Here is a 25,083-nt window from a genome sequence, read left to right as displayed (position 1 = left end):
CTCGCCCCATGGCCGCCATCCACGCCACCCTCTTCGCCGTCCTGCTGCTGCTCGCCGCGCTGTTCCCTGCGCAGGCCCGCGCCGCGGAGGACATCCGGCGCACCAACGGTGCGATCAACACCACGGCCGGCGCCGAATACGGCCGCCTGACCACGACCAACGGCGGCATCCGGCTTGCCGACGGGATCACAGCCGGGCCGGCGGCGACCACCAACGGCAGCATCAACGCGGGCAACGACGTCACCGGCGAGCGCCTGGCCACGGTCAACGGCAGCATCCGCGTCGGCGAGCGCGCGCGCATCGCCGGCGACGTGCAGACCGTCAACGGCAGCATCCTGGTCGGCCGCGGCGGCCGCGTCGGCGGTGATGTCCACACCGTCAACGGCGCCATCGGCCTGGTCGCGACCGAGGTCGGCGGCGACATCGATATCTCCAACGGCGACCTCACCATCGGCGTCGGCTCGCACGTGCGCGGCGGCGTGCACGTGCACAAGCCCGGCGCCAACTGGATGCCGGTGCGCGTGAGCACGCGGCGGCAGCGCGTGATCATCGGCCCCGGCGCGGTGGTCGACGGCCCGCTGGTGTTCGAACGCGAGGTCGTGCTGTACGTGCACGAAACCGCTCGCATCGGCGCGGTCACCGGCGCGCAGCCGGTGCCCTACGCCACGCCCACGGCACCGCCGCGCGGCGGCGAATGAGCGCGCCGGCCCCGGCGCCGGCGGCGAACGCATAGAATCGGGGATTCCTTCAACGCAGGACCCGAAGAATGCGACCGACCCACCTCGTGCTCAGCCTCGCCGTGGCCACGGCGCTGGCCGCGTGCAGCGGCGAGCCCGCTTCCGCCCCCGCCACCGGCGACACCCCGGCCGCGGCGACCTCCGGCCACACCTTCAGCCCGGAACTGAGCAAGGACGACTTCGCCGAGATGGTGAAGACCCTGGCCTCCGACGAATTCGAGGGCCGCGCCCCCGGTTCTCCCGGTGGCGAGATGACCGTCGAATACATCAAGGCCCAGTACGAGCGCATCGGCCTGGAACCCGGCGGCGACAACGGCACATTCTTCCAGACCGTGCCCATGGTCGAGACCACCGCGGACGAATCCACCGTGCTGCGCCTGGACGTGGCCGGCGAGCAGCGCGAGCTGGCCTTCGGCAGCGACATGGTGATCGGCACCCGCACCGGCGAGGCCGAGGTCAAGGTCGCCGACAGCGACCTGGTCTTCGTCGGCTACGGCGTGGACGCGCCGGAGCTGGGCTGGAACGACTACGAGGGCATCGACGTCAAGGGCAAGACCGTGGTCATCCTGGTCAACGACCCCGGCTTCCACGCCAACGACGAGACGCTGTTCGAAGGCGAGCGCATGACCTACTACGGGCGCTGGACCTACAAGTTCGAGGAGGCCGCGCGCAAGGGCGCCGCCGCCGCCCTGATCATCCACGACACCGCCGGTGCCTCCTACGGCTGGGACGTGGTCAAGAACTCCTGGTCGGGCCCGCAGTTCGACCTGCGCGCCTCGGACGATCCGGAGCCGCGCCTGCCGGCCCAGGGCTGGCTGTCCGCCGAGACCGCGAAGCAGCTGTTCGCCGATGCCGGCCAGGACCTCGATGCCCTGTACACCGCCGCCAACCAGCGCGGCTTCAAGGCCGTGCCGCTGGACGCACGCGTGTCCTTCGACCTGGCCAGCACCACCCGCGAGAGCTCCTCGCGCAACGTGATCGGCATCCTGCGCGGCAGCGAGGCGCCGGACGAGGCGGTGGTCTACATGGGCCACTGGGACCACCTCGGCAAGCACGAGGGCGAGGGCGACACGATCTACAACGGCGCCATCGACAACGCCACCGGCATCGCCGGCATCATCGAGATCGCGGAGAAGTTCAAGGCCGACGGCCAGCCGAAGCGCTCGGTGGCCTTCATCGCCGTGACCCTGGAGGAATCCGGCCTGCTGGGCTCGAAGTACCAGGTCGCGCACCCGGCCTTCCCGCTGGAGAAGACCGTGGGCGTGGTCAACCTCGACGCCATGAGCGTGGCCGGGCCGTCGCGCGACATGGTCGTGACCGGGCTGGGCAACTCCGAGCTCGAAGACCTGCTCAAGACCCGGGCCGATGCCCAGGGCCGCACCCTGGTGCAGGAAGGCAACCCGGCCGGCGGCTTCTACTTCCGCTCCGACCACTTCAACTACGCCAAGGCCGGCGTGCCGGCGCTGTACGCCAAGGGCGGCGACGACCTGGTCGACGGCGGCAAGGAAGCCGGCGCGGAGTACGCGAAGCGCTACACCGAAGTCGCGTACCACAAGCCCGCCGACGAGTTCGATCCGTCCTGGAACCTGGACGGCGTGATCCAGGACCTGGAGGCGCTGTACGGCGTCGGCCGCGCCCTGGCCGACGAAGGCGGCTGGCCGAACTGGTACGAGGGCAACGCCTTCAAGGCCGCGCGCGACGAGATGCGGACCGGCGCGGAGTAAGCCCCCCGCGCGATCAGCGACCGGGAACGGCCATACGGGACGGCGCCTGCGGGCGCCGTTTCCGTGTCCTGCGCCACCGCCGATGGGCGCGCGGGGCGAAACCTGCTCTACTCCGCCGGTCCACGCACGGAATCGCCGCCATGACCCTCGCCACCGCCTACTGGTGCATCCTGATCACCGCGCTGCTGCCCTACGTCCTGGCGCTGGTCGCCAAGACCTCCGGCCCCGGCTACAACAACCGCAACCCGCGCGCCTGGCTGGCCAAGCAGGACGGCAACTACAGGGTCCAGCGCGCCAACGCCGCCCACCTCAACGCCTTCGAAGCCTTCGCGCCGTTCGCCGCGGGCGTGCTGATGGCGCAGTTTGCCGGCGTGGATCACGGGCGCATCGCGCTGCTCGCCGTCGTCTTCGTGGCGATGCGGCTGGCACACGGCATCTTCTACGTCGCCGACGTGCAGCTCGCGCGCAGCCTGGCCTGGCTGGGCGGCTTCGCCTGCGTGGTGGCGCTGATGGTGATGGCGGCGACCGCCATCGCCTGAGTCAGCCCGCGACCAGTCGCACCCGCGCGAAGTTGCGCTTGCCCACCTGCAGCACGCCCTCGAAGCCCGGCGCGAAGGTCGCACCGGCGTCCTCGACCACCGCGCCGTCCACCTTCACCGCGCGCTCCTTGAGCTTGCGGTTGGCCTCCGAGTTCGACGGCGTGATCCCGGCCGCGGTCAGCAGCGCGGCGATGCGCAGGCCCTCGGCCGGCACCGCCACCTCCTGCAGCGGCAGCAGCGAGGTGTCGCCCTGCCCGGTCACCGCCGCGTGCCAGCCGGCGATCGCGGTTTCCGCGGCCGCCGCGTCGTGGAAGCGCGTGGCCAGCTCGCGCGCCAGGCGCAGCTTCACCTCGCGCGGATTGAGCGTGCCCGCGGCCACTTCGGCCTTCAGCCTCGCGGCCTCGTCGATGCCGATGTCGAAGCTCAGCAGCTCGATCCACTCCCACATCAGCTCGTCGCCGATCTTCATGGTCTTGTTGACGAAGTCGATCGCCGGATCCGTGACGCCGATGTAGTTGCCCAGCGACTTGGACATCTTGTTGACGCCGTCCAGCCCGACCAGCAGCGGCATGGTCAGCACCACCTGCGGCTTCTGGCCGTGGGTTTCCTGCAGGCCGCGGCCCATCAGCAGGTTGAACTTCTGGTCGGTGCCGCCGAGCTCGACATCGGCCTCCAGCGCCACCGAGTCGTAGCCCTGCACCAGCGGGTAGAGGAATTCGTGGATCGCGATCGACTGCTGCGCCGCGTAGCGCTTGGCGAAGTCGTCGCGCTCGAGCATGCGCGCCACGGTCAACTGGCCGGCCAGGCGGATCATGTCGGCCGCCGACATCCCGCCGAACCACTCGCTGTTGAAGCGGACCTCGGTCTTCGCCTCGTCGAGCACCTTGAACACCTGGTCGCGGTAGGTCTGGGCGTTGGCCAGCACGTCCTCGCGTGAGAGCGGCTTGCGGGTGGCGCTCTTGCCCGAGGGGTCGCCGATCATCCCGGTGAAGTCGCCGATCAGGAAGATCACGGTGTGCCCGAGGTCCTGGAACTGGCGCAGCTTGTTCAGCAGCACCGTGTGGCCCAGGTGCAGGTCGGGGGCGGTCGGGTCGAAGCCGGCCTTGACCCGCAGCGGGCGGCCGGTGGCGAGGCGGACCTCGAGGTCCTCGCGCTTGAGGATCTCATCGGCGCCGCGGGCGATGAGTTCGAGGGCCTGTGCGGGGGGAATCTGGGACACGTTCATGATCCTGCTGTGCGTCACAGCCTCAAGGAAATGTGACGGGGTTTGTTCGCTATGTTAACGAGACGTTAAATTGTTGGCCGGGGGAAATTCCAGCCGGTTCAAGTGTTTGACGCAACATCTTCGCGTGATTATGGTGGCCCGGTGACGCGCCCGTCACGCATGGGCCCGGGGGTCCGTTCCGCACATGACCATGGCCGAATCGCCCCAGTCCCACGACGCGCAGCGCAGCGAGCGCGCCCGTCTCCACAATCTCCACGAACTCGCGCGCCAGGCCGCGTCCGACGCACAACACGCCGGAACCGCCACCGAAACCATCGGCGGCCGCCGATGGTCGCGCAGGCAGTGGGCACACGCCAGCCTCTTCGCCACCGCGGGCGCCCTGCTGCTGGCCATCGTGCCCGGGTTCAATACCGCCGTCGACGTGCCGCACACCGCGCGCCTGACCACGCTCTCGCTGGCGCTGCCGGCCCCGTCCGAGCCCGTCCGGGCCGAGGCCCAGGGCACCGACTGGATGCTGGTCGGCGTCGAACAGGGCCAGACCCTGGGCGCGATCTTCGACGAGATGGGCATCCCCGCCGCCACCATGCACACGCTGCTCAAGCAGCCGGGCGCGCGCGAGGCCCTGACCCGCCTGAAGCCAGGCGCCCAGCTCGGCTTCGCCTTCGGCGCGCCGGGTGCCGACGGCAAGCCCGGTGCCCTGCAGGCGCTGCGCTACGACCGCGGCGAGACCCAGCGCGTCGAGCTCGCGCTCGAAGGCGACAAGGTCGTCGAGACCGTGGTCGAGCGCCCGGTCGAGATCCGCACCACCGTGGTCAGCGGCCAGGTCGGCCGCTCGCTGTTCCACACCGCGCGCAGGCACGGCCTGTCGGGGGCGAGCATCAACAAGCTGACCGACGAGATCTTCAAGTACGACATCGACTTCAACACCGACGTCACCCAGAACGACCGCTTCAGCGTGGTCGTCGAGCAGGTGTACCGGGAAGGCGAACTGCTGCGCACCGGCGACGTGCTGGCCGCGGTGTTCACCGCCAAGGGCAAACCCTTCACCGCCTTCCGCTTCGAACAGGACGGCAAGGCCGAGTACTACAACGCCGAAGGCCGCCCGCTGAAGAAGAGCTTCATCCGCATGCCGATCCAGTACGCGCGCCTGAGCTCGAAGTTCGGCTCGCGCCGGCACCCGGTGCGCGGCACGATGCGCATGCACAAGGGCGTGGACTACGCCGCCCGCACCGGCACCCCGATCATGGCTGCCGGCGACGCCCGCGTGCAGTTCAAGGGCTGGCGCGGCGGCTACGGCAACACCGTCATCCTCGACCACGGCCGCGGCTACACCACCCTGTACGCGCACATGTCCCGCTTCGGCAACATCCGCCAGGGCCAGCGCATCAGCCAGGGCACGGTCATCGGCCACGTCGGCACCACCGGCCTGTCCACCGGCCCGCACCTGCACTACGAGTTCCGCATCAACGGCGTGCATCGCAACCCGCTGCAGCACACCATGCCCGAGCCCGAGCCGCTGAAGGGCACCGCGCTGGCGGCGTTCAAGGCCCAGACCGGTCCGGCGCTGGCGCGCATCCGCACGGTCGAGGACCTCATCTACGCGCAGGCGACCGACGAAGGCGGCGACGACACGCGCGTTGCCGCCGCCGGCCGCCCCTCCGCCGCGGGCAACAGCCGCGGCTGACCACCGGGCACCGCGCCCTGCCACCAAGGGGCTCCGCCACATGGCCCGGCCGCGCAGCTTCCTCGGCCTGATCTCCGGCACCAGCGCCGACGGCATCGACGCCGCGCTGGTGGACTTCGACGGCGACGGGGCCGGCGCCAGGCCGGCCCTGCGCTTCGCCCGCACCTACGCCTGGGATCCAGCGCTGCGCGAACGCCTGGTCGCGCTCGGCCAGCAGGACGCGCACCTGACGCTGGATGAGGTCGGCGAACTCGACGTCGCCATAGGGCAGGCCTTCGCCGACGCGGCGCTGTCTGCGCTGGCCGATGCCAGCATGGAGGCCGCGGGCGTCGCCGCCATCGGCTCCCACGGCCAGACCCTGCGCCACCGGCCGCACGGCGCCCTGCCCTTCAGCCTGCAGCTCGGCTGCGCGGCGACGATCGCCGAACGCACCGGCATCACCACTGTCGCCGGCTTCCGCGCGCGAGACGTCGCCGCCGGCGGCCACGGCGCGCCGCTGGTGCCGGCGCTGCACGCCGCGCTGCTGCACGAACGCGGCGAATCACGGGCGGTGCTCAACCTCGGCGGCATCGCCAACTTCACCCTGCTGCCGGCCTCCGGCCCTGTGCGCGGCTTCGACACCGGCCCGGCCAACGGGCTGATGGATGCCTGGTGCCTGCGCCATCGCGGCGAGGCCTACGACCGCGGCGGCGCGTTCGCCGCTTCGGGCCAGGTGGACGAAGCCCTGCTGGCGCGACTGCTGGACGAAGCCTGGTTCGCGCTGCCGCCGCCGAAGTCCACCGGCCGCGACCAGTTCCACCTCGGCTGGGTCGAGGCCCGGCTGGCCGGCGGCGAATCACCCGCCGACGTCCAGGCCACCCTGCTCGCACTCACCGCGCGCAGCGTGGCCGATGCCCTGCGCGCCACCCAGCCCGACACCGCGCGCGTGATCGCCTGCGGCGGCGGCGTGCACAACGCGGCGCTGATGGCGGCGCTGGCGGCAGGGCTGCCGCAGATGACCGTCGAATCAAGCGCGGCGCACGGGCTGGACCCGGATGCCATCGAAGCCATGGCCTTCGCCTGGCTGGCCCGCGAGACCCTGGCCGGGCGGCCGGGCAACCTGGCCAGCGTCACCGGCGCCGGTGGCCCGCGCATCCTGGGCGCGATCCACCCGGCCTGAGCGCCACGGTCTTCGTGGGAGCGGCTGTAGCCGCTCCCACAGAAGTGGGGACCGGTCAGCCGGCGGGCTTTTCGGCGTCGGGGACCTGGCCGATCAGCGAGAACACGCCGTCGGGCACGCCCTCCAGCGCGGCGATCGCAGCCTGCAGCACGTCGGCCTCGGAGTTGTCGAAGCTGAGGCGGCCATCGCCCTCCACCGCATACAGCCCCTGCTCCAGCAGGTGCTGCAGCGCGTACGACAACGCCCAGCCGCGGCGCTCGGCCACGCGCCTGATGCGCTCCAGCAGCACGTCGTCGATGTCCTTGAGCACGATGTCGGTCATGGCCGAAGTCCAGTCACTTCCATTCACGGCGGCGCGCCATTGATACGACGGCCCGCCGTTGCCGGCAAGGGGTTGCGCGCATTCACCGCGCCTCCTCCATCGCCGCCACGCCGGTGTCGTCGCCCAGCCGCACCCGCGGCTTGAGCCAGAAGAACAGCGCCACCGCCGGCACCGCGACCACCGCGGTGATCAGGAAGTAGGTGGCGTAGCCGCCGCTGCTGGTCTCCACGATCGCCCCGGAGAAGAAGCCCAGCACCTTGCCCGGCAGCATGATCAGCGACGAGAACAGCGCGTACTGGGTGGCGGTGTAGCGCTGGTTCACCAGTGCCGACAGGTAGGCCACCGCAGCCGTGCCGAGGAAGCCCTGGGCCAGGTTCTCGCCCGAGATCACCAGGGTCAGCAGGCCGATGTCGCCATTGGCCCCGATCAGGATCAGGTACAGCAGGTTGCTGGCCGCGCCGAGGATGATCGCCGCCAGCAGCGGCCAGTGGATGCCCCAGCGCGCCACCGCCACGCCGCCGAGGAACACGCCTGCGATGCCGACCCAGATGCCATAGACCTTGGTCACCGCGGCGATCTCGGTCTTGCTGAAGCCCTGGTCGAGGTAGAACGGCCCGATGATGCCGCCGACCAGGGCCTGGTCGGAGATCTTGATCGAGAGGATGAACAGCAGCACCACCAGGCCGATGCCGCCACCGAAGCGGCGGAAGAAATCGGCGAAGGGCTCGACCACGCCCTCGCGCAGGCCGGCCGCCCAGCCCTGGGTGCGCACGCGCACGGTGTCGGGCTCGGCCGCCAGCAGGCAGGCGACCATGGGCACCAGCATCAGCACCGCCATCACCCGGTACACGTTCGGCCAGGCGGCGTGGTCGGCCAGCACCAGGGCCAGCGCGCCCGAGGCGATCAGGGCGATGCGGTAGCCCAGCGAATAGGTCGCCACCAGCGCGCCCTGCGCCGAGGCCGGCGCGATCTCGACGCGGTAGGCATCGACCGCGATGTCCAGCGTCGCGCCGGCGAAGGCCACGAACAGCGTGAGCGCCACGAACACCGCCAGCCGTTCCGGGGTCAGCGCCGCCATCGCCAGCAGGCCGGCCATCACGCAGCCCATCGCCAGCAGCAACCAGCCGCGGCGCTGGCCGAAGCGACCCAGCAGCGGCAGCCGCCAGCGGTCGACCAGCGGCGCCCACACGAACTTGAAGGAGTACGCCATGCCCGCGCTCGCGATCATGGTGATCTCCTTCAGCTCGATGCCGCCCTCGCGCAGCCAGTAGGCGAGCGTGCCGGCCACCAGCAGGAAGGGCAGGCCCGAGGCGAAGCCGAAGAAGAACATCGTCCACGCCGAAGGCTGCGCGAACGCGCGCCAGGCGGAGGGTTTCGCGCTCACTCGCGGTAGTCCACGACCAGCGGCGCATGGTCGGAGAAGCGCGGCTCGCCGTGCACCGCGCAGGCCTCGACGCGCTCGGCCAGGCCCGGGGTCACGAACTGGTAGTCGATGCGCCACCCGACGTTGTTCGCACGCGCGGCGCCGCGGTTGCTCCACCAGGTGTATTCCGGCGCCTCGGCGCGCAGCACGCGCAGGGCGTCGCGCCAGCCGTTCGCCGGCGCCTCGCACAGTCCGTCGCCGCAGGCGTCGGCGATCATCGCGTTCAGCCAGGCGCGCTCGGGCGGCAGGCAGCCGGAGTTCTTCTGGTTGCTGCTCCAGTTCCGGATGTCGTTGCGCGAACGCACGATGTTCCAGTCGCCGCACAGCACGTAGTCGCGGCCGCTGGCCAGCCACTGGTCCAGGTGCGGCTTCAGCCAGTCCATCACCTCGAACTTGAAGCCCTGCCGCAGCTCGCCCGACGAACCGGACGGGATGTAGAACGACACCACGCTCAGGTTGCCGAAGCGGGCCTCGATGTAGCGGCCCTCGTCGTCGAAGGGCGCCCAGCCCAGCGAGGTACGCACCTCCTCGGGCTCGCGGCGGCTGTAGATCGCCACCCCGCTGTAGCCCTTCTTCGTGGTCGCGTCCTTGAACCAGGCCTTGTAGCCCGCGGGCAGGAAGTCGGCGTGCAGGCCGTTGCCGTCGGCGGCGATGAGCTGGTGTTCCTGGGCCTTGGTTTCCTGGACGCAGAGGATGTCGGCATCCTGGGCCCGGAACCAGTCGAAGAAACCCTTGCTGGCCGCCGAACGGATGCCGTTGGCGTTGAAGCTGACAATGCGCATGCATCAAGGTTAACGCACCGCCGGCCCGGCTGCCGCGGGTTGCTACCATGTCCGTCCCGCCGCGGACGCTCCTGCACCCCATGACCGACCACCGCTCCCGGTTCCTGCGCCTGGCGCTCGAGGTCGAGGCCCTGCGCTTCGGCGAATTCACGCTCAAGTCCGGCCGCAGCAGCCCCTATTTCTTCAACGCCGGCCGCTTCGATTCCGGCGCCGCGCTGGCGACGCTGGCGGCCTGCTACGCCGACGCCATCGATGCCGCCGGCCTGGCCTTCGACCTGCTGTTCGGGCCCGCCTACAAGGGCATTCCGCTCGCCAGCGCACTTGCCTGCGAATACGCCCGCCGCGACCGCGACCTGCCGCTGGCCTACAACCGCAAGGAAGCCAAGGACCACGGCGAGGGCGGCACCCTGGTCGGCGCGCCGCTGGACGGCCGGCGCGTGCTGGTGGTCGATGATGTGCTCACCGCCGGCACCGCCGTGCGCGAGGCCCTGGGCCTGATCCGCGCCGGCGGCGGCCTCCCGGTGGGTGTGGCGATCGCGCTCGACCGCCAGGAGGTGCTCGACGAGGCCTCCGGCGACCGCCGCTCGGCCGCGGCACTGGTCGCGGCCAGCGAGGGCCTGCCCGTGGTCGCCATCGCCAGCCTCGGCGACCTGCTTGCGTTCGCCGGCGAAAGCGCGACACTGTCGGACGAACGCGATCGCCTGCTTGCCTACCGCACGCGCTACGGCAGCGCCGCCGACTGATTCGCCCGACCGGGGGGACGGACACGATGAAGACCATGACCTGCATCGCCGGCCTTGTGCTGGCCACGCTGCCGCTGGCGGCCACGGCCCAGCGCAAGCCCGCGAAAGCCCCGTCCACGGCCGTGGACAAGAAGCTCTACTGCTGGGAAGAAAACGGCATCCAGGTCTGCGGCGACACGCTGCCGGCCAGCGCCGTGGACCGCGCGCGCACCGAGATCAGCGCGCGGCACGGCACCCGCACCGGCGAAGTGGGGCGCGCCCTGACCGCCGAAGAGCGCGTCGAGGCCGACGCCGCCGCCCGCGCCGCGGCCGAGGCCGAAATGGCCGAAGCCGAACGCAAGCGCCGCGACCTGGCGATGGTCGAGTCCTATGCCACCGAAGCCGACCTCCACCGCGCCTACGGCGAGCGCATCACCCTGGTCGACGAGTCGCTCAGGACTTCGGAACTCAGCATCGCCAACCTGCGCCAGAGCCTGCTGTCGCTGCTGCGCCAGGCGGCCGAGCGCGAGCTGCTCGGCCAGCCGGTGGGCAAGGTGCTGGCCGGCGGCATCCAGTCGCAGCATGCCGACCTGCTGCGCCAGCAGGCGATCATGGAGCGCCAGCTGGCCGACCGCGCCTCGCTGGGCAGCGACCTCGACGGCGCGCTCGAGCGCTACCGGAGCATGAAGGGCGGTTGAGGCAACCCCCTTCCCGCAACGCGGGGCCTAGAACGGCAGCGGCAGATCCGGGTCGAGGGCCAGCAACTGCTGGCGGAACTCGCCGCGGATGCGCTCCAGCGCCTCTTCGCTGTCGGCGTCAAAGCGCAGCACCAGCACCGGCGTCGTGTTCGACGCGCGCACCAGGCCCCAGCCGTCGGGAAAGTCCACGCGCAGGCCGTCGATGGTCGACGGACGCGCACCGCTCTCGAACTTCGCCTGCGCCACGAAACGCTCGACGAAGGCGTGCGGATTGCCGCCGGGGGCGTCGACCTTGATTTCCGGGGTGGCGATGCCGGTCGGCAGGGACGCCAGCACCTCGCTGGGCTCCTCGGGATTCGCGGCCAGGATCTCGAGCAGGCGCGCGGCGGCGTAGATGCCGTCGTCGAAACCGTACCAGCGCTCGCCGAAGAAGAAGTGGCCGCTCATCTCGCCGGCCAGCTCGGCCTCGGTCTCGCGCATCTTGGCCTTGATCAGCGAATGCCCGGTCTTCCACATCAGCGGGCTGCCGCCGTGACGCAGGATGTGGCCCTGCAGGCGGCCGGTGCACTTCACGTCGTAGACGATCACCGCGCCGGGATTGCGCTCCAGCACGTCGGCGGCGAACAGCATCAGCAGGCGGTCGGGGAAGATGTTCTCGCCCGACTTCGTGACCACGCCCAGGCGGTCGCCGTCGCCGTCGAAGGCGATGCCCAGGTCGGCGTCGAAGCGCTTGACCATGTTCACCAGGTCTTCGAGGTTGTGCGGCTCGCTCGGATCCGGGTGGTGGTTGGGGAAGGTGCCGTCGATCTCGCAGAACAGCGGCTCGACGTGGGCGCCGATGGCCTCCAGCACGCGTGGGCCGATCTCGCCGGCCACGCCGTTGCCGGCATCCACCACCACCTTCAGCGGACGGTCGACCTGGACGTCGGAGGCGATGCGCTCGACGTAGTCGCCGCCGATGTCGCGCTCGGTCACGCCGCCCGGCGAAGGCGCGGTGTACAGCCGGTCCTCGGCCACGCGCGCGTAGAGATCGGTGATCGCGTCGCCAGACAGGGTCTCGCCGCCGACCACGATCTTGAAGCCGTTGTAGTCGGGCGGGTTGTGGCTGCCGGTCACCGAGACGCAGCAGCCGGTGCGCAGGTGGTAGGCGCCGAAGTACACCACCGGCGTCGGCACCATGCCGATGTCGATGACCTCGCGGCCGGCCTTGCGCAGGCCGGCGGTGAGCCCGGCGACCATCTCCGGGCCAGACAGGCGGCCGTCGCGACCGACCACGATGTCCTTCAGCCCCTGTTCGTGCATCAGTGAGCCGATGGCGTGGCCGATCAGCTCGGCCACGCCGATGTCCAGCGACTGGCCGACGATGCCGCGGATGTCGTAGGCGCGGAAGATGCCGGGATCGATGGCCACCGGCTGGGCGTCTGTTCCGCGCGCCGGCGCGGACGCTGTGGCTTCTTCGTTGCTCGTTGCGGGTTCCATTTCGAGTGCCTGTTCCAGGGTGGGGGTGTCTTCCGTGGCGGCGGCCTCCGGCCTGCCGGCCAGCGCCGGCAGGCGCGTCAGCAGGTAGGCCAGCAGCAGCAGGATCCCCGCCACCACGAAGGACGGGATCGCGCCCAGGCCGAACAGCGCGGTCGGTCGCGGCGGCAGGCCAGCCGCCACGCGCAGGCCGGTGCCGGCCACCGGCACGGCCATGCGCTCGGCGGACTCGGCGAATCCGGCATCGCCCGCTTCGGCCACGGTGAAGCCGCCCTGGCGCAGCGCGAGGTAGGTCGAACCCGGCATGTCCGCCGCGTCCACGCCCGAGGTCGCACGCGCCAAGGGCAGGCGCACATAGGCCACGCCCGCCACGTCGGCGCCGTCCGCGGCGCGCGCAGGCATCGCCAGCGCCAGCCGCGGCGCGCCGCCGTCGCGCACGATCCAGAGCACCGGGCCATCCTCGGTCAACGCGGCCTCGGCCACGGCGATGCGGCCGTAGCCGGCCTCGCCGACCGCGCTGTACGCATCGGCCAGCGCGGTGTCATGGATCGAGGCGTGCTCGAGCCCCGGCCAATCCGCGCCCAGGGCCGCGGACGCGGCGTCCAGGTCGCCGGCGGCCAGCGCCTCGCGCACCGGCGCGGAGGCCATGCGTTCCTGCAGGCGCTCGAGCTCGGCGCGCAGCGAACGCGATGTCGCCTGCGCCACCGCGTCACGGCTGGCGGCCAGCTGGTCGCGCCGGCTGCCGTCCTGCATCTGCTGCCAGCCGGTCCAGGCCAGCCACAGCGCCAGCAGCACCAGCAGCCCGGCCAGCACCTTCAGCAGCGGGCCGGCCTGGGCCAGGGCCTGCCGGGTCTTGTTCGAAGCGGTCTCGTCCATGCCGATGTCTCCCCCCGTCAGCGCGTGCCGGTGTGGCCGAAGCCACCCGCGCCCCGCGCACTGTGTTCGAAAGTATCCACCACGCGCAGTCCCGCGCGCACCACCGGCGCCAGCACCAGCTGCGCGATGCGGTCGCCGGGCTGGACCACGTAGGCCTCGCGCGAACGGTTCCACAGGCTGACCATCAGCGGGCCCTGGTAGTCGGCGTCGATCAGGCCGGTGCCGTTGCCCAGCACCAGGCCGTGCCTGTGCCCGAGCCCCGAGCGCGGCAGCACCATCGCGCACAGGCCGGGATCGGCGATGTGGATGGCGATGCCGCTGGGCACGAGCGCAGTGTCGCCGCCGGCCAGTTCCAGCGGCGCGTCGATCGCCGCGCGCAGGTCGAGGCCCGCGCTGCCCTCGGTGGCATAGGCCGGCATCGGCCATTCGCCGCCGATGCGCGGGTCGAGGATCTTCAGGTCCAGCGTGTGCTGCATGGGCGTCCCGGTGGGTTTCGTGTCATTGCAGGCGCGCCGCGACCAGGTCGAGCAGCGCCTCGGCGAGTCCGGTCTTCGGTCCCGGGCCGAGCACGTGGCTACCCGTGGCATCGAAGACATGGAGGGTGTTGTCGTCGGCTTCGAAGCCGCTGCCGGCGACGCCAACGCAGTTGCCGGCGATCATGTCCACGCGCTTGCGGCGCAGCTTGTCCTGCGCATTGGCCTCGAGGTCAGCGGTCTCGGCGGCGAAGCCGAGCACCAGGCGCGGCCGCAGTGCGTGCGATGCGACGTCGGCGAGGATGTCGGCGGTGCGCACCAGTTCGAGCGTAAGGCCGCCGCTTCCGGGCTGCTTCTTGATCTTGCCTTCGGCGACCTCGGCCGGAGTGAAGTCGGCGACCGCAGCGGCACCGATGTAGACATCGGCCGGCAGCGCCCCGAGCACGGCGGCATGCATCTGCGCGGCCGAGCGCACGTCGCGCCGGTCCACGCCGGCCGGCGTATCCAGCGTCACCGGCCCGGCGACCAGCACCGTCCCGGCACCGCGGCGCGCGGCAGCGGCGGCGATCGCGAAACCCATCTTGCCGCTGCTGCGGTTGCCGATGAAGCGCACCGGATCGATGTCCTCGAAGGTCGGGCCCGCGCTGACCAGCACGCGCAGGCCTGCCAGTGCGTCGCGGCTCATGCCTTCGCGGCCGCCAGCGCGGCGACGATGTCCAGCGACTCGGCCATGCGCCCCGGACCGGATTCGCCCTCGGCCAGCGGACCGTCGACCGGATCGATCACCTGCGCCCCGCGTTCGCGCAGCAGGGCCATGTTCGCCTGCGTGGCCGGGTGCAGCCACATGCGGTGGTTCATCGCCGGGGCCAGCGCCAGCGGCGCAGTGGTCGCCAGGCACAGCGTGGTGACCAGGTTGTCGGCGAAGCCGTGGGCCAGCTTGGCCAGCGTGTTGGCGGTGGCCGGGGCGACCAGCACCCGCGTCGCCCAGCGCGCGAGTTCGATGTGGCCCATCGCGGCCTCGGCCGCGGGATCCCACAGCGAGCTGCGCACGGCCTCGCCGGACAGCGCCTGGAAGGTGGTGGTACCGACGAAATGCGTCGCGCCCTCGGTCATCGCCACCCGCACCCCGGCGCCGGCATCGCGCAGGCGGCGCACCAGGTCGGCGGACTTGTAGGCGGCGATGCCGCCGCAGACGCACAGCAGGATGCGCTCGCCCGCGAGTGGGATGTCGGCACTGGCCATGCGCGCTGGGAATGTCCTGACCCGGGAAGGGTCCGACAGCTTACCCGAAGGTCCGTGGCCGACCGGCGGCGGCGCGCCCGCCGATCGCGTGCAATGACCCCACGTCGGCTGCCGGCGCTGGCGCCCCCGATCGATCTGCCACGCGGCCCATCCCTTGCCGTGACGCGCCGGCGGCCGACGACCATCTCCACCGGAGTCCCGCCCATGCACATCCGCGACTGGCCCAGCAGCGAGCGCCCGCGCGAGAAGCTCCTGGCGCGCGGCGCGGCGGTGCTGTCGGACGCCGAGCTGCTGGCGCTGTTCCTGGGCTCCGGCGTGCGCGGGCTGGATGCGGTGGCCACCGCGCGCCGGCTGCTGGCCGACCATGGTCCGCTGCGCCGGCTACTCGAGCTTCCGCCCCCGGGCCTGGTCAAGCTGCCCGGCCTCGGCCCCGCCAGCGCGTGCCAGCTGGGGGCCGCGCTGGAGCTGGCCAGCCGCCACCTGGCCTCGCGCCTGGAGCGCGGCGAGGCCCTGACCGATCCGCATGCCGCCGGGCGCTACTTCGCCCAGCGCCTGCGCGGGCAGCCCAGCGAGGTGTTCGCCGCCCTGTTCCTGGACACCCGGCACCGGGCGCTGGCCTTCGAGGAGCTGTTCCGCGGCACCGTCGACGGCGCCGAGGTGCACCCGCGCGAGGTCGTCCGCCGGGCGCTGGGCCACAACGCCGCCGCGGTGATCGTCGGCCACAACCACCCCAGCGGCAGCAGCGAACCCAGCGCCGCCGACCGCGCGGTCACCGCCCGCCTGAAGCAGGCCCTGCACCTGGTCGACGTGCGCCTGCTGGACCACTTCGTGATCGGCGACGGCGCGCCGGTGTCGCTAGCGGCGCGCGGCTGGGTGTAGGGCCGGCGGCCGCCGGCCGGGCAAGCGGCACCGCCTGCAGGCATGGGGGGGGGAGGAGCGCAGCCGCTGTTCAGTCGCGGGGCCGGGCGCAGGGGGCGCCTCGCGTACAATGAGCGGCCGTACGTTCCCGCTGCGACCCCCGTGAAATCAACGCTCAAGGCCCTGGTCGAACAGGGCATCGCCGCCCTCCGCACGCAGGGCATCCTGCCTTCCGACCTGGCCACGCCCGACTTCGTGATCGAGCGGCCCAAGGAGCGCGCGCACGGCGACTTCTCCAGCAACGCCGCGATGCTGCTCGCGAAGCCCGCGCGCAACAACCCGCGCGCGATCGCGCAGGCGCTGGCCGAAGCCATCCCCACCGGCGGCGACATCGCATCCGTCGAGATCGCCGGCCCCGGCTTCCTCAATTTCCGCCTCGCGCCCGAAGCCTGGCAGCGCCAGCTGCGCGAAGTGCACGCGCAGGGCGAAGCCTTCGGCCGCAACGCCAGCGGCGCGGGCCGCGTGGCCGGCGTCGAATACGTCTCGGCCAACCCCACCGGCCCGCTGCACGTCGGCCACGGCCGCGCGGCGGTGATCGGCGACTGCATCGCGCGCGTGCTCGATGCCAACGGCTGGGACGTGAAGCGCGAGTTCTACTACAACGACGCCGGCGTGCAGATCGAGAACCTGGCGAAGTCGGTGCAGGCGCGCGCCAAGGGCCTGGTCCCCGACGACGCCGGCTGGCCCGAGGACGGCTACCGCGGCGACTACATCGCCGACGTCGCCCGCGCCTTCCTCGACGGCGGCAGCGTCGAGGTCGAGGGCCAGGTGGTCACCGGCAGCGGCGACGCCGACGACATCGATTCGATCCGCCGCTTCGCAGTCGCGTACCTGCGCAACGAGCAGAACGGCGACCTCGCCGCCTTCGGCGTGGCCTTCGACGTGTATTTCCTGGAGTCCTCGCTGTACGCCGACGGCAAGGTCGAGGAGACCGTGCGCCAGCTGGTCGAAGGCGGCCACGCCTACGAGGACGGCGGCGCGCTGTGGCTGCGCACCACCGCCTTCGGCGACGACAAGGACCGCGTGATGCGCAAGTCCGACGGCACCTACACCTACTTCGTGCCCGACGTCGCCTACCACCTGTCGAAGTGGGAGCGCGGCTACGAGCGCGCGATCACCGAGCTCGGCGCCGACCACCACGGCTCGCTGGCGCGGGTGAAGGCCGGCCTGCAGGCGCTCGACCGCGGGATCCCGCAGGGCTATCCCGAGTACGTGCTGCACCAGATGGTCACGGTGATGCGCGGCGGCGAGGAAGTGAAGCTCTCGAAGCGCGCGGGCAGCTACCTGACGCTGCGCGACCTGATCGACGAAGCCGGCCGCGACGCCACGCGCTGGTTCCTGGTCGCGCGCAAGCCCGACTCGCAGCTGGTGTTCGACATCGACCTGGCGCGCAGCCAGTCGCTCGACAACCCGGTGTACTACGTGCAGCTCTCGCACGCGCGCATCTGCGGCCTGCTGCGGCAGCTGAAGGAGCGCGGCCTGGGCTTCGACCTGGACAACGGGCTGGCACGACCGCTGGATCTCGACAGCGCCGCGACGCTGGAGCTGGTGACTGCGATCAGCCGCTGGCCGGAGCTGCTGGCCACGGCCGGGCAGCTGCTGGAGCCGCACCTGGTGGCGCAGTACCTGCTGGAGCTGGCACAGGCCTTCCAGTCGTATTACAACGATCACCAGTTCCTGGTGGACGAGGCCGACGTGCGCGACGCGCGCCTGGCGCTGGCGCTGGCCGCCCGCCAGGTGCTGGCAAACGGACTTGAAGTACTGGGCGTGCAGGCCCCGGAGGCGATGTAAGTGGCAGTCAAGCGTGGCAAGTCCCAGGCCCGCCGCACCGGCGGCGGCAGCAGCGCACCGCTGCCGGGCTGGGCATGGATGATCATCGGCGTGCTGCTGACGATCGTGGTGATCATGGCGGCGCCGAAGCTGCTCAAGTCCGGGGACGACCAGGGCTTCTTCCGGCCCACGCCGAACCCCGACGCGACCCCGGCCGCCGCCAGCCCCGAGGCCGGCGACAGCGTGGCCGACGACGCGCCGGCACCCGCACGCCCGGCATCCACCGAGCGCCCCGCGGAGCCGGCGACGCAGGAAACGCAGTACGACTTCTACACCCTGCTCCCGGGGCAGGAAGTGGCCATGAGCGACGCCGAACTGGCCGCCAGCGCGCGCGCCGAGCAGCAGCGGCAGCAGGAACTGCTGGCCCGTGAGCGCGCGGCGCAGCAGCAGGAGCGCGATCCCGATGCCGCCGACCTGGCGGGTGCCACTACGCCCACACCGGCGCAGCCCACCGCACCGGCACAGCCTCCGTCCACGCGCGCGCAGCCGCCGGCGGCCAGCACCGCCGCCGCGACCCCGCCGGCCGCCGCCGACGGTGCCCGCTACATCCTCCAGGCCGGCTCCTTCGCCAGCAATTCCGACGCCGAAACGCTGAAGGCGCGCATCGCCATGCTCGGCTTGGTGGCCCGGGTGGAGACCGCCGAGATCGACGGCCGCACCATGCACCGCGTACGCATGGGGCCCTACGGCACCGCGTCCGAACTGGCCGAAGCCAAGCAGAAGCTCGGCAACGGCGGCCTCGAAGCCCTGGCGATCCGCGCGCGCTGAGGATGAAAACCCTGCTTGTCACCGGCGCCACCGCCGGCTTCGGCGCCGCGATCGTCGAACGCTTCGTCGGCAACGGCTGGCGCGCCGTCGCCACCGGCCGCCGCCAGGACCGCCTCGACGCGCTGGCCGAACGCCTGGGCCGCGACCGCGTCCACACCGCCTGCTTCGACATCCGCGACGCCGACGCCATGGCCGCCGCGCTCGACGCCATTCCCGCGCCCTTCCGCGACGTCGACCTGCTGGTCAACAACGCCGGCCTCGCGCTCGGCACCGCGCCCGCGCCGGCCTGCGACCTCGCGCAGTGGCGGCAGATGATCGACACCAACGTCACCGCCCTGGTCGCCATCACCCACCGCCTGCTGCCGGTGCTGATCGAACGCCGCGGCGCGATCGTCAACATCGGCTCGATCGCGGGCGTCTATCCCTACGCCGGCGGCAACGTCTACGGCGCCACCAAGGCCTTCGTCGAACAGTTCTCGCTCAACCTGCGCTCCGACCTGCACGGCACCGGCGTGCGCGTGAGCGTGATCGAGCCAGGGCTGGCGGAAACCGAGTTCACCCTTGTGCGCACCGGCTGGGACCAGGCGGCGTCCGACACCCTGTACGCCGGCGCGCAGCCGATCACCGCGGCCGACATCGCCGAGTCCACCTGGTGGATCGCGAACCTGCCGCCACACCTCAACATCAACCGCCTGGAAGTGATGCCGGTAAGCCAGTCACTGGCGGGGCTGCAGATCCACCGGGCGCCATGAACCCCTGGCTCGCGATGCTGGTGATCGTGGCCATCGGCGCGATCCTCCCTCTGCAGGGCCTGGTCAACGCGCGCCTCGCCACCGCGCTGCATGGCCCGGTGATGGCGGCCTTCGTGTCGTTCCTGGTCGGCAGCGTGGTGTTGGGCGCCTGGCTGCTGGTCGCGCGCACGCCCTGGGGCGCCGCGCCCGACGCCCGCTTCCCGGCCTGGATCTGGGTCGGCGGTGTGCTGGGTGCGGTCTACGTGGCCGTGTTCACCCTGCTGATCCCGCGCGTGGGCGCCGCGGCGGCGATCTGCCTGGCCGTGCTGGGCCAGGTCGTGGCCTCGATGCTGCTCGACCACTTCGGCGTGCTGCAGGCGCAGCGCCCCGCTGACTGGACCCGGATCACAGGCGCCGTGCTGGTGCTGCTGGGCGTGGTGCTGGTCGCCGCCCCCTGGAAATCCCCACCCCCGGCCCTTTAGCAGGCCTCTCCTTTCAGGAACTCCCGCGGGAACGGCTACAGCCGCATCCCCACCCGCCGCCGGCACATGCCCGAATATCCCATTCAGGCCAATATGGTGAAAAAGGGTATATTGGATCCAGTCCGCACCGGAGCAAGCCCATGCCCGCCCCCTACCCGACCGACACCCTGGACGAAGCCCCCCGCACCCCCGCCTCCGACGTCAAGAAGCTCGGCTGGCGCGGCGTGATGAAAACCGTCCACCGCCACGGCAGGGTCGTGGTAACCAACCACAACGAGCCCGAGGCCGTGATCCTGCCGATGGCCGAGTACGAGCGCCTGATGGCACGGCTGCAGGCTGCGGGTGAACGGGATCGCGCCGCAGTGGCCGAACTTCGGGCCAGGTACGACGCGCGACTGGAGTCACTGGAGGCACCCGACGCCGGGGACAGGCTGCGCGACATCCTGCGCAGGCCGCTCGCACTGGATGGCAAGGTGATCGCCGGCGAGAACACCTAGGCATGTCGCGCCCACTGGTCTACGTCCTCGCCGGCGTCAACGGCGCCGGCAAGAGTTCCCTGGGCGGGCGGGCACTGGCGCAGTCAGGGCTCACCTGGTTCAACCCGGACACGTACGCGCGCGAGTGGAGCGCATTGACCGGCTGCCCGCTGGCCGAAGCCAACGGGATCGCCTGGCAGGAAGGCGTGCGCCGCCTGGACAAGGCCATCGTGCAGGGCCGCGACCACGCCTTCGAAACCACCCTGGGCGGCAACTCGATCGCGGCAAGGCTGCGTGCCGCCACGGCCACCCATGATGTCGCCATGTGGTTCTGCGGACTGGACTCGCCGGAACACCACATCGCCCGCGTGCGCCTGCGCGTGGCCGGTGGCGGGCATGACATTCCCTCGACGAAGATCCACGAGCGCTATGTCTCCTCGCTTTCCAACCTGATCGCGCTGCTGCCGCACCTGTCGCAGCTGCAGGTCTACGACAACAGCGTCGATGCACTGCCCGGAGCCCAAGTGCCCGATCCGCGGCTGCTGCTGCAGATGGAAGAGCAAGGCATCTCCTGGCCAACCGATATCGACGGATTCAAGGCCATTCCCGACTGGGCCAAGCCAATCATGGAAGCGGCGTTGACGCTGCAGCGGTAGCTTCCGGGCCAAGTGGCAACAATCCCCGCCCCGTCCATGGGCCGGAGCACCACCCCCGGCACCGAAATCACTCCAGCGGCGAATCGTCCAGATAGGTATAGCCCGTCAACCCCGCCTCCAGCGCCTCGCGCAGGCGCGCGGACTCGTCCGCCGGCAGCTTCGCCGCGGCCACCTTGGCGTCATAGCTCGCGCGCAGGTCGTCCACGCTGTAGCCGACGTAATCCAGCATCACATCGGTGGTGTCGCCACGCCGCTGCTGGACGATCGAATACCCGTCGCCCTCCACCTTGACTTCGATCGCGTCGGTGTCGCCGAACAGGTTGTGGATGTCGCCCAGGATTTCCTGGTAGGCACCCACCAGGAAGAAGCCCAGGCGGTAGCTCTCGCCGGCGCGCAGTTCGTGCAGCGGCAGGGAGGTGTCCAGGTCCTCGTTCTCGACGTAGGTGTCGATCTTGCCGTCGGAGTCGCAGGTCAGGTCGGCGATGATGCCGCGGCGCTCCGGGCGTTCGTCCAGGCGCTCGATCGGCACGATCGGGAACACCTGGTCGATCGCCCAGACGTCCGGCATCGACTCAAACACGCTGAAGTTGACGAAGTACTTGTCGACCAGGCGCTCGTTGAGCTCGTCCAGCAGCGGGCGGTGGCTCTTCTCGTCGTACGTCAGGCGCGCCTTCACCGCGTGGGCGATGGCGTAGAACAGGTCGTCGATGCGCGCGCGGTGCACCAGGTCGAGCTGGCCCAGGGCGTACAGGCTCAGGCCTTCGGCATGGTGGTGCGCGGCCTCGTGGAACAGCTCCACCGCCGGGCGCTGGTCGATCTCGGAATGGATCTCGCGCAGGTTGCGGATCACCGCCGGCTCGTCGTCGTGCGCGTCCGGCACGCGGCCTTCGGGCGCGGCCTCGACCTCGGAGACGTTGGCCACCAGCACCGCGTGGTGCGCGGTCATCGCGCGGCCGCACTCGGTGACGATGCGCGGCTGGCGCAGGCCGGCCTCGGCGCAGGCGTCGGCCAGCGGCTGCACGATGGTGGATGCGTACTGCGCCATCCGGTAGTTGACCGAGTTGTAGCTGCGCGAGCGCGTGCCCTCGTAATCGATGCCCAGGCCGCCGCCGACGTCGACGTAGTCGATCGATGCGCCGAGCTGCGAGAGTTCGACGAAGTAGCGCGTGGCCTCGCGCATGCCGCGCGCGATGTCGCGCACGTTGGAGATCTGCGAGCCCATGTGGAAGTGCAGCAGCTTCAGCGCATCGCCCATGCCGGCATCGCGCAGCGACTTCCACAGGTCCAGCAGCTGGCGCGGGCTGAGCCCGAACTTGGCCTTGTCGCCACCGGAGTTCTGCCACTTGCCCGCGCCCAGCGAGGCCAGGCGCATGCGCACGCCGAGCACCGGCTCCACGCCCAGCGCCTTGGACTCCTCCATCACCAGCTTCAGCTCGGAGGGCTTCTCGACCACGATGAAGACGTTCATGCCCAGCTTGCGGCCGATCAGGGCCAAGCGGATGTACTCGCGGTCCTTGTAGCCGTTGCAGACCACCAGGCCGCCGTGGCGCGACAGCGCCAGCACCGCCATCAGCTCGGGCTTGCTGCCCGCCTCCAGGCCGAAGCCTTCGCCCGCGTGCGAGGCCAGGGTGCCGGCCACGCCGCGGTGCTGGTTGACCTTGATCGGGTAGACCGCGGTGTAGCCGCCTTCGTACTCCCAGTCGGCCTGCGCCTGCGCGAACGCGGCCTGCAGCGCGGCCAGGCGGTCGCCGAGCACGTCGGGGAAGCGCAGCAGCAGGGGCATGTTGCCGCCCTGCGCCAGCGCGCGGTCCACGACCTCGGGCAGCGGGATCGACGGCCCGCCGGCGCCGCGCGGACGCACCACGACGCGGCCGGCGCCGTCGACGTCGAAGTAGCCCGAGGACCAGTGCGGGATCGAATAGGTCTTGCGGGCCTGGTCGATGGACCATGCGCTCATGGGCGGGAATCCGTGGGGCGTGGGGTGATGGGCAATTGTAGGGCCGCCCACGGCCGGCCACACGCCCGAGCCTGTCCGCAGCCTGTCGGAGCGTGCTCCGCCCGACCTGGGCGCGCCCGCGTCACCGCGGCGTCATGACGGCGGGGCGGCGCCCGCCCTACAATTCCCGCTTCCGCCACGCTCCACGGACACCTGTCGCATGACCGCCCCCACCTGGCTCTACGAGAACTTCGACCCCGCCGGCTCCGCCATCGGCTACCGCATCACGCGCAAGCTCGACGAGGTGCAGTCGCCGTTCCAGAAGATCGAGGTCTACGAGTCGACCGACTGGGGCAACGTCATGCTGATCGACGGCGCGATGATGGTCACCACGCGCGACAACTTCCTCTACCACGAGATGATGACCCACCCGGCGCTGTTCACCCACGCCGACCCGAAGAACGTGGTCATCATCGGCGGCGGCGACTGCGGCACCCTGCGCGAGGTGCTGCGCCACCCGGGCGTGGAAAAGGCCGTGCAGTGCGACATCGACGAGCAGGTCACGCGCATGGCGGAGAAGTACTTCCCCGAGCTGTGCGAGTCCAACAATGACCCGCGCGCCGAGGTGCTGTTCGACGACGGCATCGCCTACATGGCGAACTGCGCCCCGGGCAGCCTGGACGTGGTGATCGTGGACTCGACCGATCCGGTCGGCCCGGCCGAGGGCCTGTTCAACAAGGCCTTCTTCGAAAGCTGCTTCCGTGCACTGAAGGACGACGGCATCCTGGTGCAGCAGTCGGAATCGCCGCTGGTGCTGCTGGATCTGATCCAGGAAATGCGCGCCGAGATGGGCAAGGCCGGCTTCGACAGCTTCCAGACCCTGCCCTTCCCGCAGCCCTGCTATCCCACCGGCTGGTGGAGCTGCACCCTGGCGCGCAAGGGCGGCCGCGGCTTCGGCTTCCGCGAGGCGGATGCGGCGGCGAAGACGTTCGCGACGAAGTACTACAGCGCCGACATGCACAAGGCGGCACAGGTATTGCCGCCGTTCGTGGCTGACGCATTGGGCTGAGGACGAGATACGACGGGCTGATCCCTCCCTAAGCGAAACCGCAAGCGCAGCCTGCTGCTGGGAAGCGACTATCGCCGGAGCAGCTATAGTCTCTCGATCCCGACGATGTCGTAGACATTCGCGCTGAGCGACGGATAGCCTTCCACGCCGACTGTCTCGCTGTCCACCTGCTCGAGATGAACGAGGTACTGGTTCATCACTGCCGTTGTTTCCTGCGTCCCTGTGCGAACAAGCTTCGAGCCGAGCACAAGGGTCGCACGCCCCTTGTCCAAAACCTCTGTCGTGGACTCCACTAGAACTTCGAACCCTTCGTCCACTTCTTTCGTTAGGCGCTGCACATCCCCCTCGCCAACTGCAGCTCCGGCAGCTACCAAACCCACGAACTCCGGTGTAATGATCCGACGAGTTCTGGATTCCAGCCGCTTCATGTCGCTAGATCGGGCGCCCTCGGATGTTATCCCCTGGTCAAACAGAGCCAATGCGAGTTCCGGCGCAACATGAGTCAGATACTTGAAGCCTGCGGTGTTCTCAGGCGACCGGATTCCGTAAAGGAGAGCACCGCCCAGATGCTCTCCCTGCGAAAGAGCAGCAGCACATTCGCCGCCATGCTGCGCAGACGCTGTCCCGGCGAAGAAGAGCGAGGCAGCGAGCGCCCACCGCACGCAATGCTTTATCCTTTCCATGACGTCCTTCCTTTGGTCAAACTCCTGCGCGCGGACCCATGCCACGATATCAACGCCGCGCCAAGAATCCTTGCAAAATCGAGGATCGCAGTCCCTGAACGATCATGAGTGCTACAACGCGTCGGCGTCCAGCTCTCCGGTGCGGATGCGCACTGCACGCTCGAGGTCGTAGACGAAGACCTTGCCGTCGCCGATCTTGCCGGTGGAGGCGGCCTTGAGGATGGCCTCGGTGACCAGCTCGGCCTGGTCGTCGGTGACCGCGACCTCGAGCTTGATCTTGGGCAGGAAGTCGATGACGTATTCCGCGCCGCGGTAGAGCTCGGTGTGGCCCTTCTGGCGGCCGAAGCCCTTCACCTCGGTCACGGTGATGCCGGCCACGCCGGCCTCCGACAGCGCCTCGCGCACGTCGTCGAGCTTGAACGGCTTGATGATCGCCATGATCATCTTCATCA

24 protein-coding genes and 1 pseudogene are annotated in these 25,083 nt (G+C 70.6%); 15 read left to right on the top strand and 10 right to left on the bottom strand.

Features of this window, described 5'->3' with window-relative positions:
* The first annotated feature begins 8 nt into the window (after positions 1 to 8).
* The 3 genes from E2170_RS00745 (at position 9) to E2170_RS00735 (ending at position 3,000) form a co-directional block, all read left to right on the top strand.
* Positions 9 to 698 carry a DUF4097 family beta strand repeat-containing protein gene (locus E2170_RS00745; protein ID WP_132998750.1) on the top strand — a complete coding sequence of 230 codons (690 nt, stop codon included), beginning with the start codon at positions 9 to 11 and terminating at the stop codon, positions 696 to 698.
* Positions 699 to 766: 68 nt separating this feature from the next.
* On the top strand, positions 767 to 2,461 hold the full coding sequence (locus E2170_RS00740; protein ID WP_132998749.1) for a M28 family peptidase: 1,695 nt from the start codon (positions 767 to 769) through the stop codon (positions 2,459 to 2,461).
* 140 nt (positions 2,462 to 2,601) lie between these two features.
* The gene (locus E2170_RS00735; RefSeq protein ID WP_132998748.1) at positions 2,602 to 3,000 is read left to right on the top strand and encodes an MAPEG family protein; all 399 of its coding nucleotides are present in this window, start codon (positions 2,602 to 2,604) and stop codon (positions 2,998 to 3,000) included.
* A 1-nt stretch (position 3,001) separates the two neighbouring features.
* Here E2170_RS00735 and tyrS read toward each other — a convergent pair whose 3' ends face one another.
* Positions 3,002 to 4,210, bottom strand: a complete 1,209-nt coding sequence (gene tyrS, locus E2170_RS00730) for a tyrosine--tRNA ligase (RefSeq protein WP_243708085.1) — start codon at positions 4,208 to 4,210, stop codon at positions 3,002 to 3,004.
* 205 nt (positions 4,211 to 4,415) lie between these two features.
* Here tyrS and E2170_RS00725 point away from each other — a divergent pair, with 205 nt between their 5' ends.
* Both E2170_RS00725 and E2170_RS00720 read left to right on the top strand, forming a co-directional pair.
* Positions 4,416 to 5,909, top strand: a complete 1,494-nt coding sequence (locus E2170_RS00725) for a peptidoglycan DD-metalloendopeptidase family protein (RefSeq protein WP_132998746.1) — start codon at positions 4,416 to 4,418, stop codon at positions 5,907 to 5,909.
* Between the two features lie 40 nt (positions 5,910 to 5,949).
* Complete coding sequence (locus E2170_RS00720; protein ID WP_132998745.1) at positions 5,950 to 7,068, top strand: anhydro-N-acetylmuramic acid kinase; 1,119 nt, start codon at positions 5,950 to 5,952, stop codon at positions 7,066 to 7,068.
* Between the two features lie 55 nt (positions 7,069 to 7,123).
* On the opposite strand, the gene E2170_RS00715 is transcribed toward E2170_RS00720, so the two are convergent.
* From E2170_RS00715 to E2170_RS00705, 3 genes are all read right to left on the bottom strand, one after another.
* The gene (locus tag E2170_RS00715; RefSeq protein WP_132998744.1) at positions 7,124 to 7,390 is read right to left on the bottom strand and encodes a hypothetical protein; all 267 of its coding nucleotides are present in this window, start codon (positions 7,388 to 7,390) and stop codon (positions 7,124 to 7,126) included.
* 82 nt (positions 7,391 to 7,472) lie between these two features.
* Positions 7,473 to 8,774 (bottom strand): AmpG family muropeptide MFS transporter, encoded by a 1,302-nt coding sequence (locus tag E2170_RS00710; RefSeq protein ID WP_243708007.1) that lies wholly within the window; start codon positions 8,772 to 8,774, stop codon positions 7,473 to 7,475.
* Positions 8,771 to 9,595, bottom strand: coding sequence for an exodeoxyribonuclease III (locus E2170_RS00705; protein WP_132998743.1), 825 nt, complete (start codon positions 9,593 to 9,595; stop codon positions 8,771 to 8,773). Before E2170_RS00705 ends, E2170_RS00710 begins: the two co-directional genes overlap by 4 nt.
* Before the next feature lie 80 nt (positions 9,596 to 9,675).
* On the opposite strand from E2170_RS00705, the gene pyrE reads away from it, so the two are divergent.
* On the top strand, positions 9,676 to 10,338 hold the full coding sequence (gene pyrE, locus E2170_RS00700; RefSeq protein ID WP_132998742.1) for an orotate phosphoribosyltransferase: 663 nt from the start codon (positions 9,676 to 9,678) through the stop codon (positions 10,336 to 10,338).
* A 26-nt stretch (positions 10,339 to 10,364) separates the two neighbouring features.
* A complete protein-coding gene (locus E2170_RS00695; protein WP_132998741.1) occupies positions 10,365 to 11,015 on the top strand; it encodes a hypothetical protein in 651 nt (216 codons plus the stop codon).
* A 27-nt stretch (positions 11,016 to 11,042) separates the two neighbouring features.
* On the opposite strand, the gene E2170_RS00690 is transcribed toward E2170_RS00695, so the two are convergent.
* The 3 genes and pseudogenes from E2170_RS00690 to coaBC all read right to left on the bottom strand — a co-directional run bounded on the left by E2170_RS00690 (position 11,043) and on the right by coaBC (position 15,082).
* Positions 11,043 to 13,367, bottom strand: coding sequence for a phosphomannomutase/phosphoglucomutase (locus tag E2170_RS00690; RefSeq protein WP_132998740.1), 2,325 nt, complete (start codon positions 13,365 to 13,367; stop codon positions 11,043 to 11,045).
* A 17-nt stretch (positions 13,368 to 13,384) separates the two neighbouring features.
* Positions 13,385 to 13,843 (bottom strand): dUTP diphosphatase, encoded by a 459-nt coding sequence (gene dut / locus E2170_RS00685; protein ID WP_132998739.1) that lies wholly within the window; start codon positions 13,841 to 13,843, stop codon positions 13,385 to 13,387.
* Positions 13,844 to 13,865: 22 nt separating this feature from the next.
* Positions 13,866 to 15,082, bottom strand: a pseudogene (gene coaBC, locus E2170_RS00680) (bifunctional phosphopantothenoylcysteine decarboxylase/phosphopantothenate--cysteine ligase CoaBC).
* 204 nt (positions 15,083 to 15,286) lie between these two features.
* Here coaBC and radC point away from each other — a divergent pair.
* From radC to E2170_RS00645, 7 genes are all read left to right on the top strand, one after another.
* Complete coding sequence (radC, locus tag E2170_RS00675; RefSeq protein WP_132998738.1) at positions 15,287 to 15,961, top strand: RadC family protein; 675 nt, start codon at positions 15,287 to 15,289, stop codon at positions 15,959 to 15,961.
* 141 nt (positions 15,962 to 16,102) lie between these two features.
* Positions 16,103 to 17,791 (top strand): arginine--tRNA ligase, encoded by a 1,689-nt coding sequence (gene argS / locus E2170_RS00670; RefSeq protein WP_132998737.1) that lies wholly within the window; start codon positions 16,103 to 16,105, stop codon positions 17,789 to 17,791.
* Positions 17,792 to 18,598, top strand: a complete 807-nt coding sequence (locus tag E2170_RS00665) for an SPOR domain-containing protein (RefSeq protein WP_132998736.1) — start codon at positions 17,792 to 17,794, stop codon at positions 18,596 to 18,598.
* Positions 18,599 to 18,600: 2 nt separating this feature from the next.
* The gene (locus E2170_RS00660) at positions 18,601 to 19,350 is read left to right on the top strand and encodes an SDR family NAD(P)-dependent oxidoreductase (protein WP_132998735.1); all 750 of its coding nucleotides are present in this window, start codon (positions 18,601 to 18,603) and stop codon (positions 19,348 to 19,350) included.
* Positions 19,347 to 19,811, top strand: coding sequence for a DMT family transporter (locus E2170_RS00655; protein ID WP_132998734.1), 465 nt, complete (start codon positions 19,347 to 19,349; stop codon positions 19,809 to 19,811). Before E2170_RS00660 ends, E2170_RS00655 begins: the two co-directional genes overlap by 4 nt.
* Positions 19,812 to 19,951: 140 nt before the next feature.
* The gene (locus E2170_RS00650) at positions 19,952 to 20,308 is read left to right on the top strand and encodes a type II toxin-antitoxin system prevent-host-death family antitoxin (protein ID WP_132998733.1); all 357 of its coding nucleotides are present in this window, start codon (positions 19,952 to 19,954) and stop codon (positions 20,306 to 20,308) included.
* Positions 20,309 to 20,310: 2 nt separating this feature from the next.
* Complete coding sequence (locus tag E2170_RS00645; protein WP_132998732.1) at positions 20,311 to 20,943, top strand: ATPase; 633 nt, start codon at positions 20,311 to 20,313, stop codon at positions 20,941 to 20,943.
* A gap of 67 nt (positions 20,944 to 21,010) precedes the next feature.
* Here E2170_RS00645 and speA read toward each other — a convergent pair whose 3' ends face one another.
* A complete protein-coding gene (speA, locus tag E2170_RS00640) occupies positions 21,011 to 22,900 on the bottom strand; it encodes an arginine decarboxylase (RefSeq protein ID WP_132998731.1) in 1,890 nt (629 codons plus the stop codon).
* Between the two features lie 199 nt (positions 22,901 to 23,099).
* Between speA and speE the strand changes: the two genes are divergently transcribed.
* Positions 23,100 to 23,948, top strand: coding sequence for a polyamine aminopropyltransferase (gene speE, locus E2170_RS00635; protein WP_132998730.1), 849 nt, complete (start codon positions 23,100 to 23,102; stop codon positions 23,946 to 23,948).
* Positions 23,949 to 24,031: 83 nt separating this feature from the next.
* Here the strand turns inward: speE and E2170_RS00630 are convergent, their stop codons facing one another.
* Positions 24,032 to 24,631: a hypothetical protein gene (locus E2170_RS00630; RefSeq protein WP_132998729.1), complete on the bottom strand. Its 600-nt coding sequence runs from the start codon at positions 24,629 to 24,631 to the stop codon at positions 24,032 to 24,034.
* Positions 24,632 to 24,742: 111 nt separating this feature from the next.
* On the bottom strand, positions 24,743 to 25,081 hold the full coding sequence (locus E2170_RS00625; RefSeq protein ID WP_132998728.1) for a P-II family nitrogen regulator: 339 nt from the start codon (positions 25,079 to 25,081) through the stop codon (positions 24,743 to 24,745).
* Between the last annotated feature and the right edge of the window lie 2 nt (positions 25,082 to 25,083).

It is taken from the genome of Luteimonas arsenica (assembly GCF_004352825.1).
Classification (GTDB): domain Bacteria; phylum Pseudomonadota; class Gammaproteobacteria; order Xanthomonadales; family Xanthomonadaceae; genus Luteimonas; species Luteimonas arsenica.
The sequence above is the reverse complement of the archived record's forward strand: the minus strand, read 5'-3'. Positions and strand labels throughout refer to the sequence as shown.

Excerpts from the sequence above, each read along its gene's own strand:
- E2170_RS00745 (WP_132998750.1), top strand. The coding sequence starts at position 9 with ATGGCCGCCATCCACGCCACCCTCTTCGCCGTCCTGCTGCTGCTCGCC.
- E2170_RS00740 (WP_132998749.1), top strand. The coding sequence starts at position 767 with ATGCGACCGACCCACCTCGTGCTCAGCCTCGCCGTGGCCACGGCGCTG.
- E2170_RS00735 (WP_132998748.1), top strand. The coding sequence starts at position 2,602 with ATGACCCTCGCCACCGCCTACTGGTGCATCCTGATCACCGCGCTGCTG.
- E2170_RS00725 (WP_132998746.1), top strand. The coding sequence starts at position 4,416 with ATGGCCGAATCGCCCCAGTCCCACGACGCGCAGCGCAGCGAGCGCGCC.
- E2170_RS00720 (WP_132998745.1), top strand. The coding sequence starts at position 5,950 with ATGGCCCGGCCGCGCAGCTTCCTCGGCCTGATCTCCGGCACCAGCGCC.
- E2170_RS00715 (WP_132998744.1), bottom strand. The coding sequence starts at position 7,390 with ATGACCGACATCGTGCTCAAGGACATCGACGACGTGCTGCTGGAGCGC.
- E2170_RS00705 (WP_132998743.1), bottom strand. The coding sequence starts at position 9,595 with ATGCGCATTGTCAGCTTCAACGCCAACGGCATCCGTTCGGCGGCCAGC.
- pyrE (WP_132998742.1), top strand. The coding sequence starts at position 9,676 with ATGACCGACCACCGCTCCCGGTTCCTGCGCCTGGCGCTCGAGGTCGAG.
- E2170_RS00695 (WP_132998741.1), top strand. The coding sequence starts at position 10,365 with ATGAAGACCATGACCTGCATCGCCGGCCTTGTGCTGGCCACGCTGCCG.
- E2170_RS00690 (WP_132998740.1), bottom strand. The coding sequence starts at position 13,367 with ATGGACGAGACCGCTTCGAACAAGACCCGGCAGGCCCTGGCCCAGGCC.
- dut (WP_132998739.1), bottom strand. The coding sequence starts at position 13,843 with ATGCAGCACACGCTGGACCTGAAGATCCTCGACCCGCGCATCGGCGGC.
- radC (WP_132998738.1), top strand. The coding sequence starts at position 15,287 with ATGCACATCCGCGACTGGCCCAGCAGCGAGCGCCCGCGCGAGAAGCTC.
- E2170_RS00660 (WP_132998735.1), top strand. The coding sequence starts at position 18,601 with ATGAAAACCCTGCTTGTCACCGGCGCCACCGCCGGCTTCGGCGCCGCG.
- E2170_RS00655 (WP_132998734.1), top strand. The coding sequence starts at position 19,347 with ATGAACCCCTGGCTCGCGATGCTGGTGATCGTGGCCATCGGCGCGATC.
- E2170_RS00650 (WP_132998733.1), top strand. The coding sequence starts at position 19,952 with ATGCCCGCCCCCTACCCGACCGACACCCTGGACGAAGCCCCCCGCACC.
- E2170_RS00645 (WP_132998732.1), top strand. The coding sequence starts at position 20,311 with ATGTCGCGCCCACTGGTCTACGTCCTCGCCGGCGTCAACGGCGCCGGC.
- speA (WP_132998731.1), bottom strand. The coding sequence starts at position 22,900 with ATGAGCGCATGGTCCATCGACCAGGCCCGCAAGACCTATTCGATCCCG.
- speE (WP_132998730.1), top strand. The coding sequence starts at position 23,100 with ATGACCGCCCCCACCTGGCTCTACGAGAACTTCGACCCCGCCGGCTCC.
- E2170_RS00630 (WP_132998729.1), bottom strand. The coding sequence starts at position 24,631 with ATGGAAAGGATAAAGCATTGCGTGCGGTGGGCGCTCGCTGCCTCGCTC.
- E2170_RS00625 (WP_132998728.1), bottom strand. The coding sequence starts at position 25,081 with ATGAAGATGATCATGGCGATCATCAAGCCGTTCAAGCTCGACGACGTG.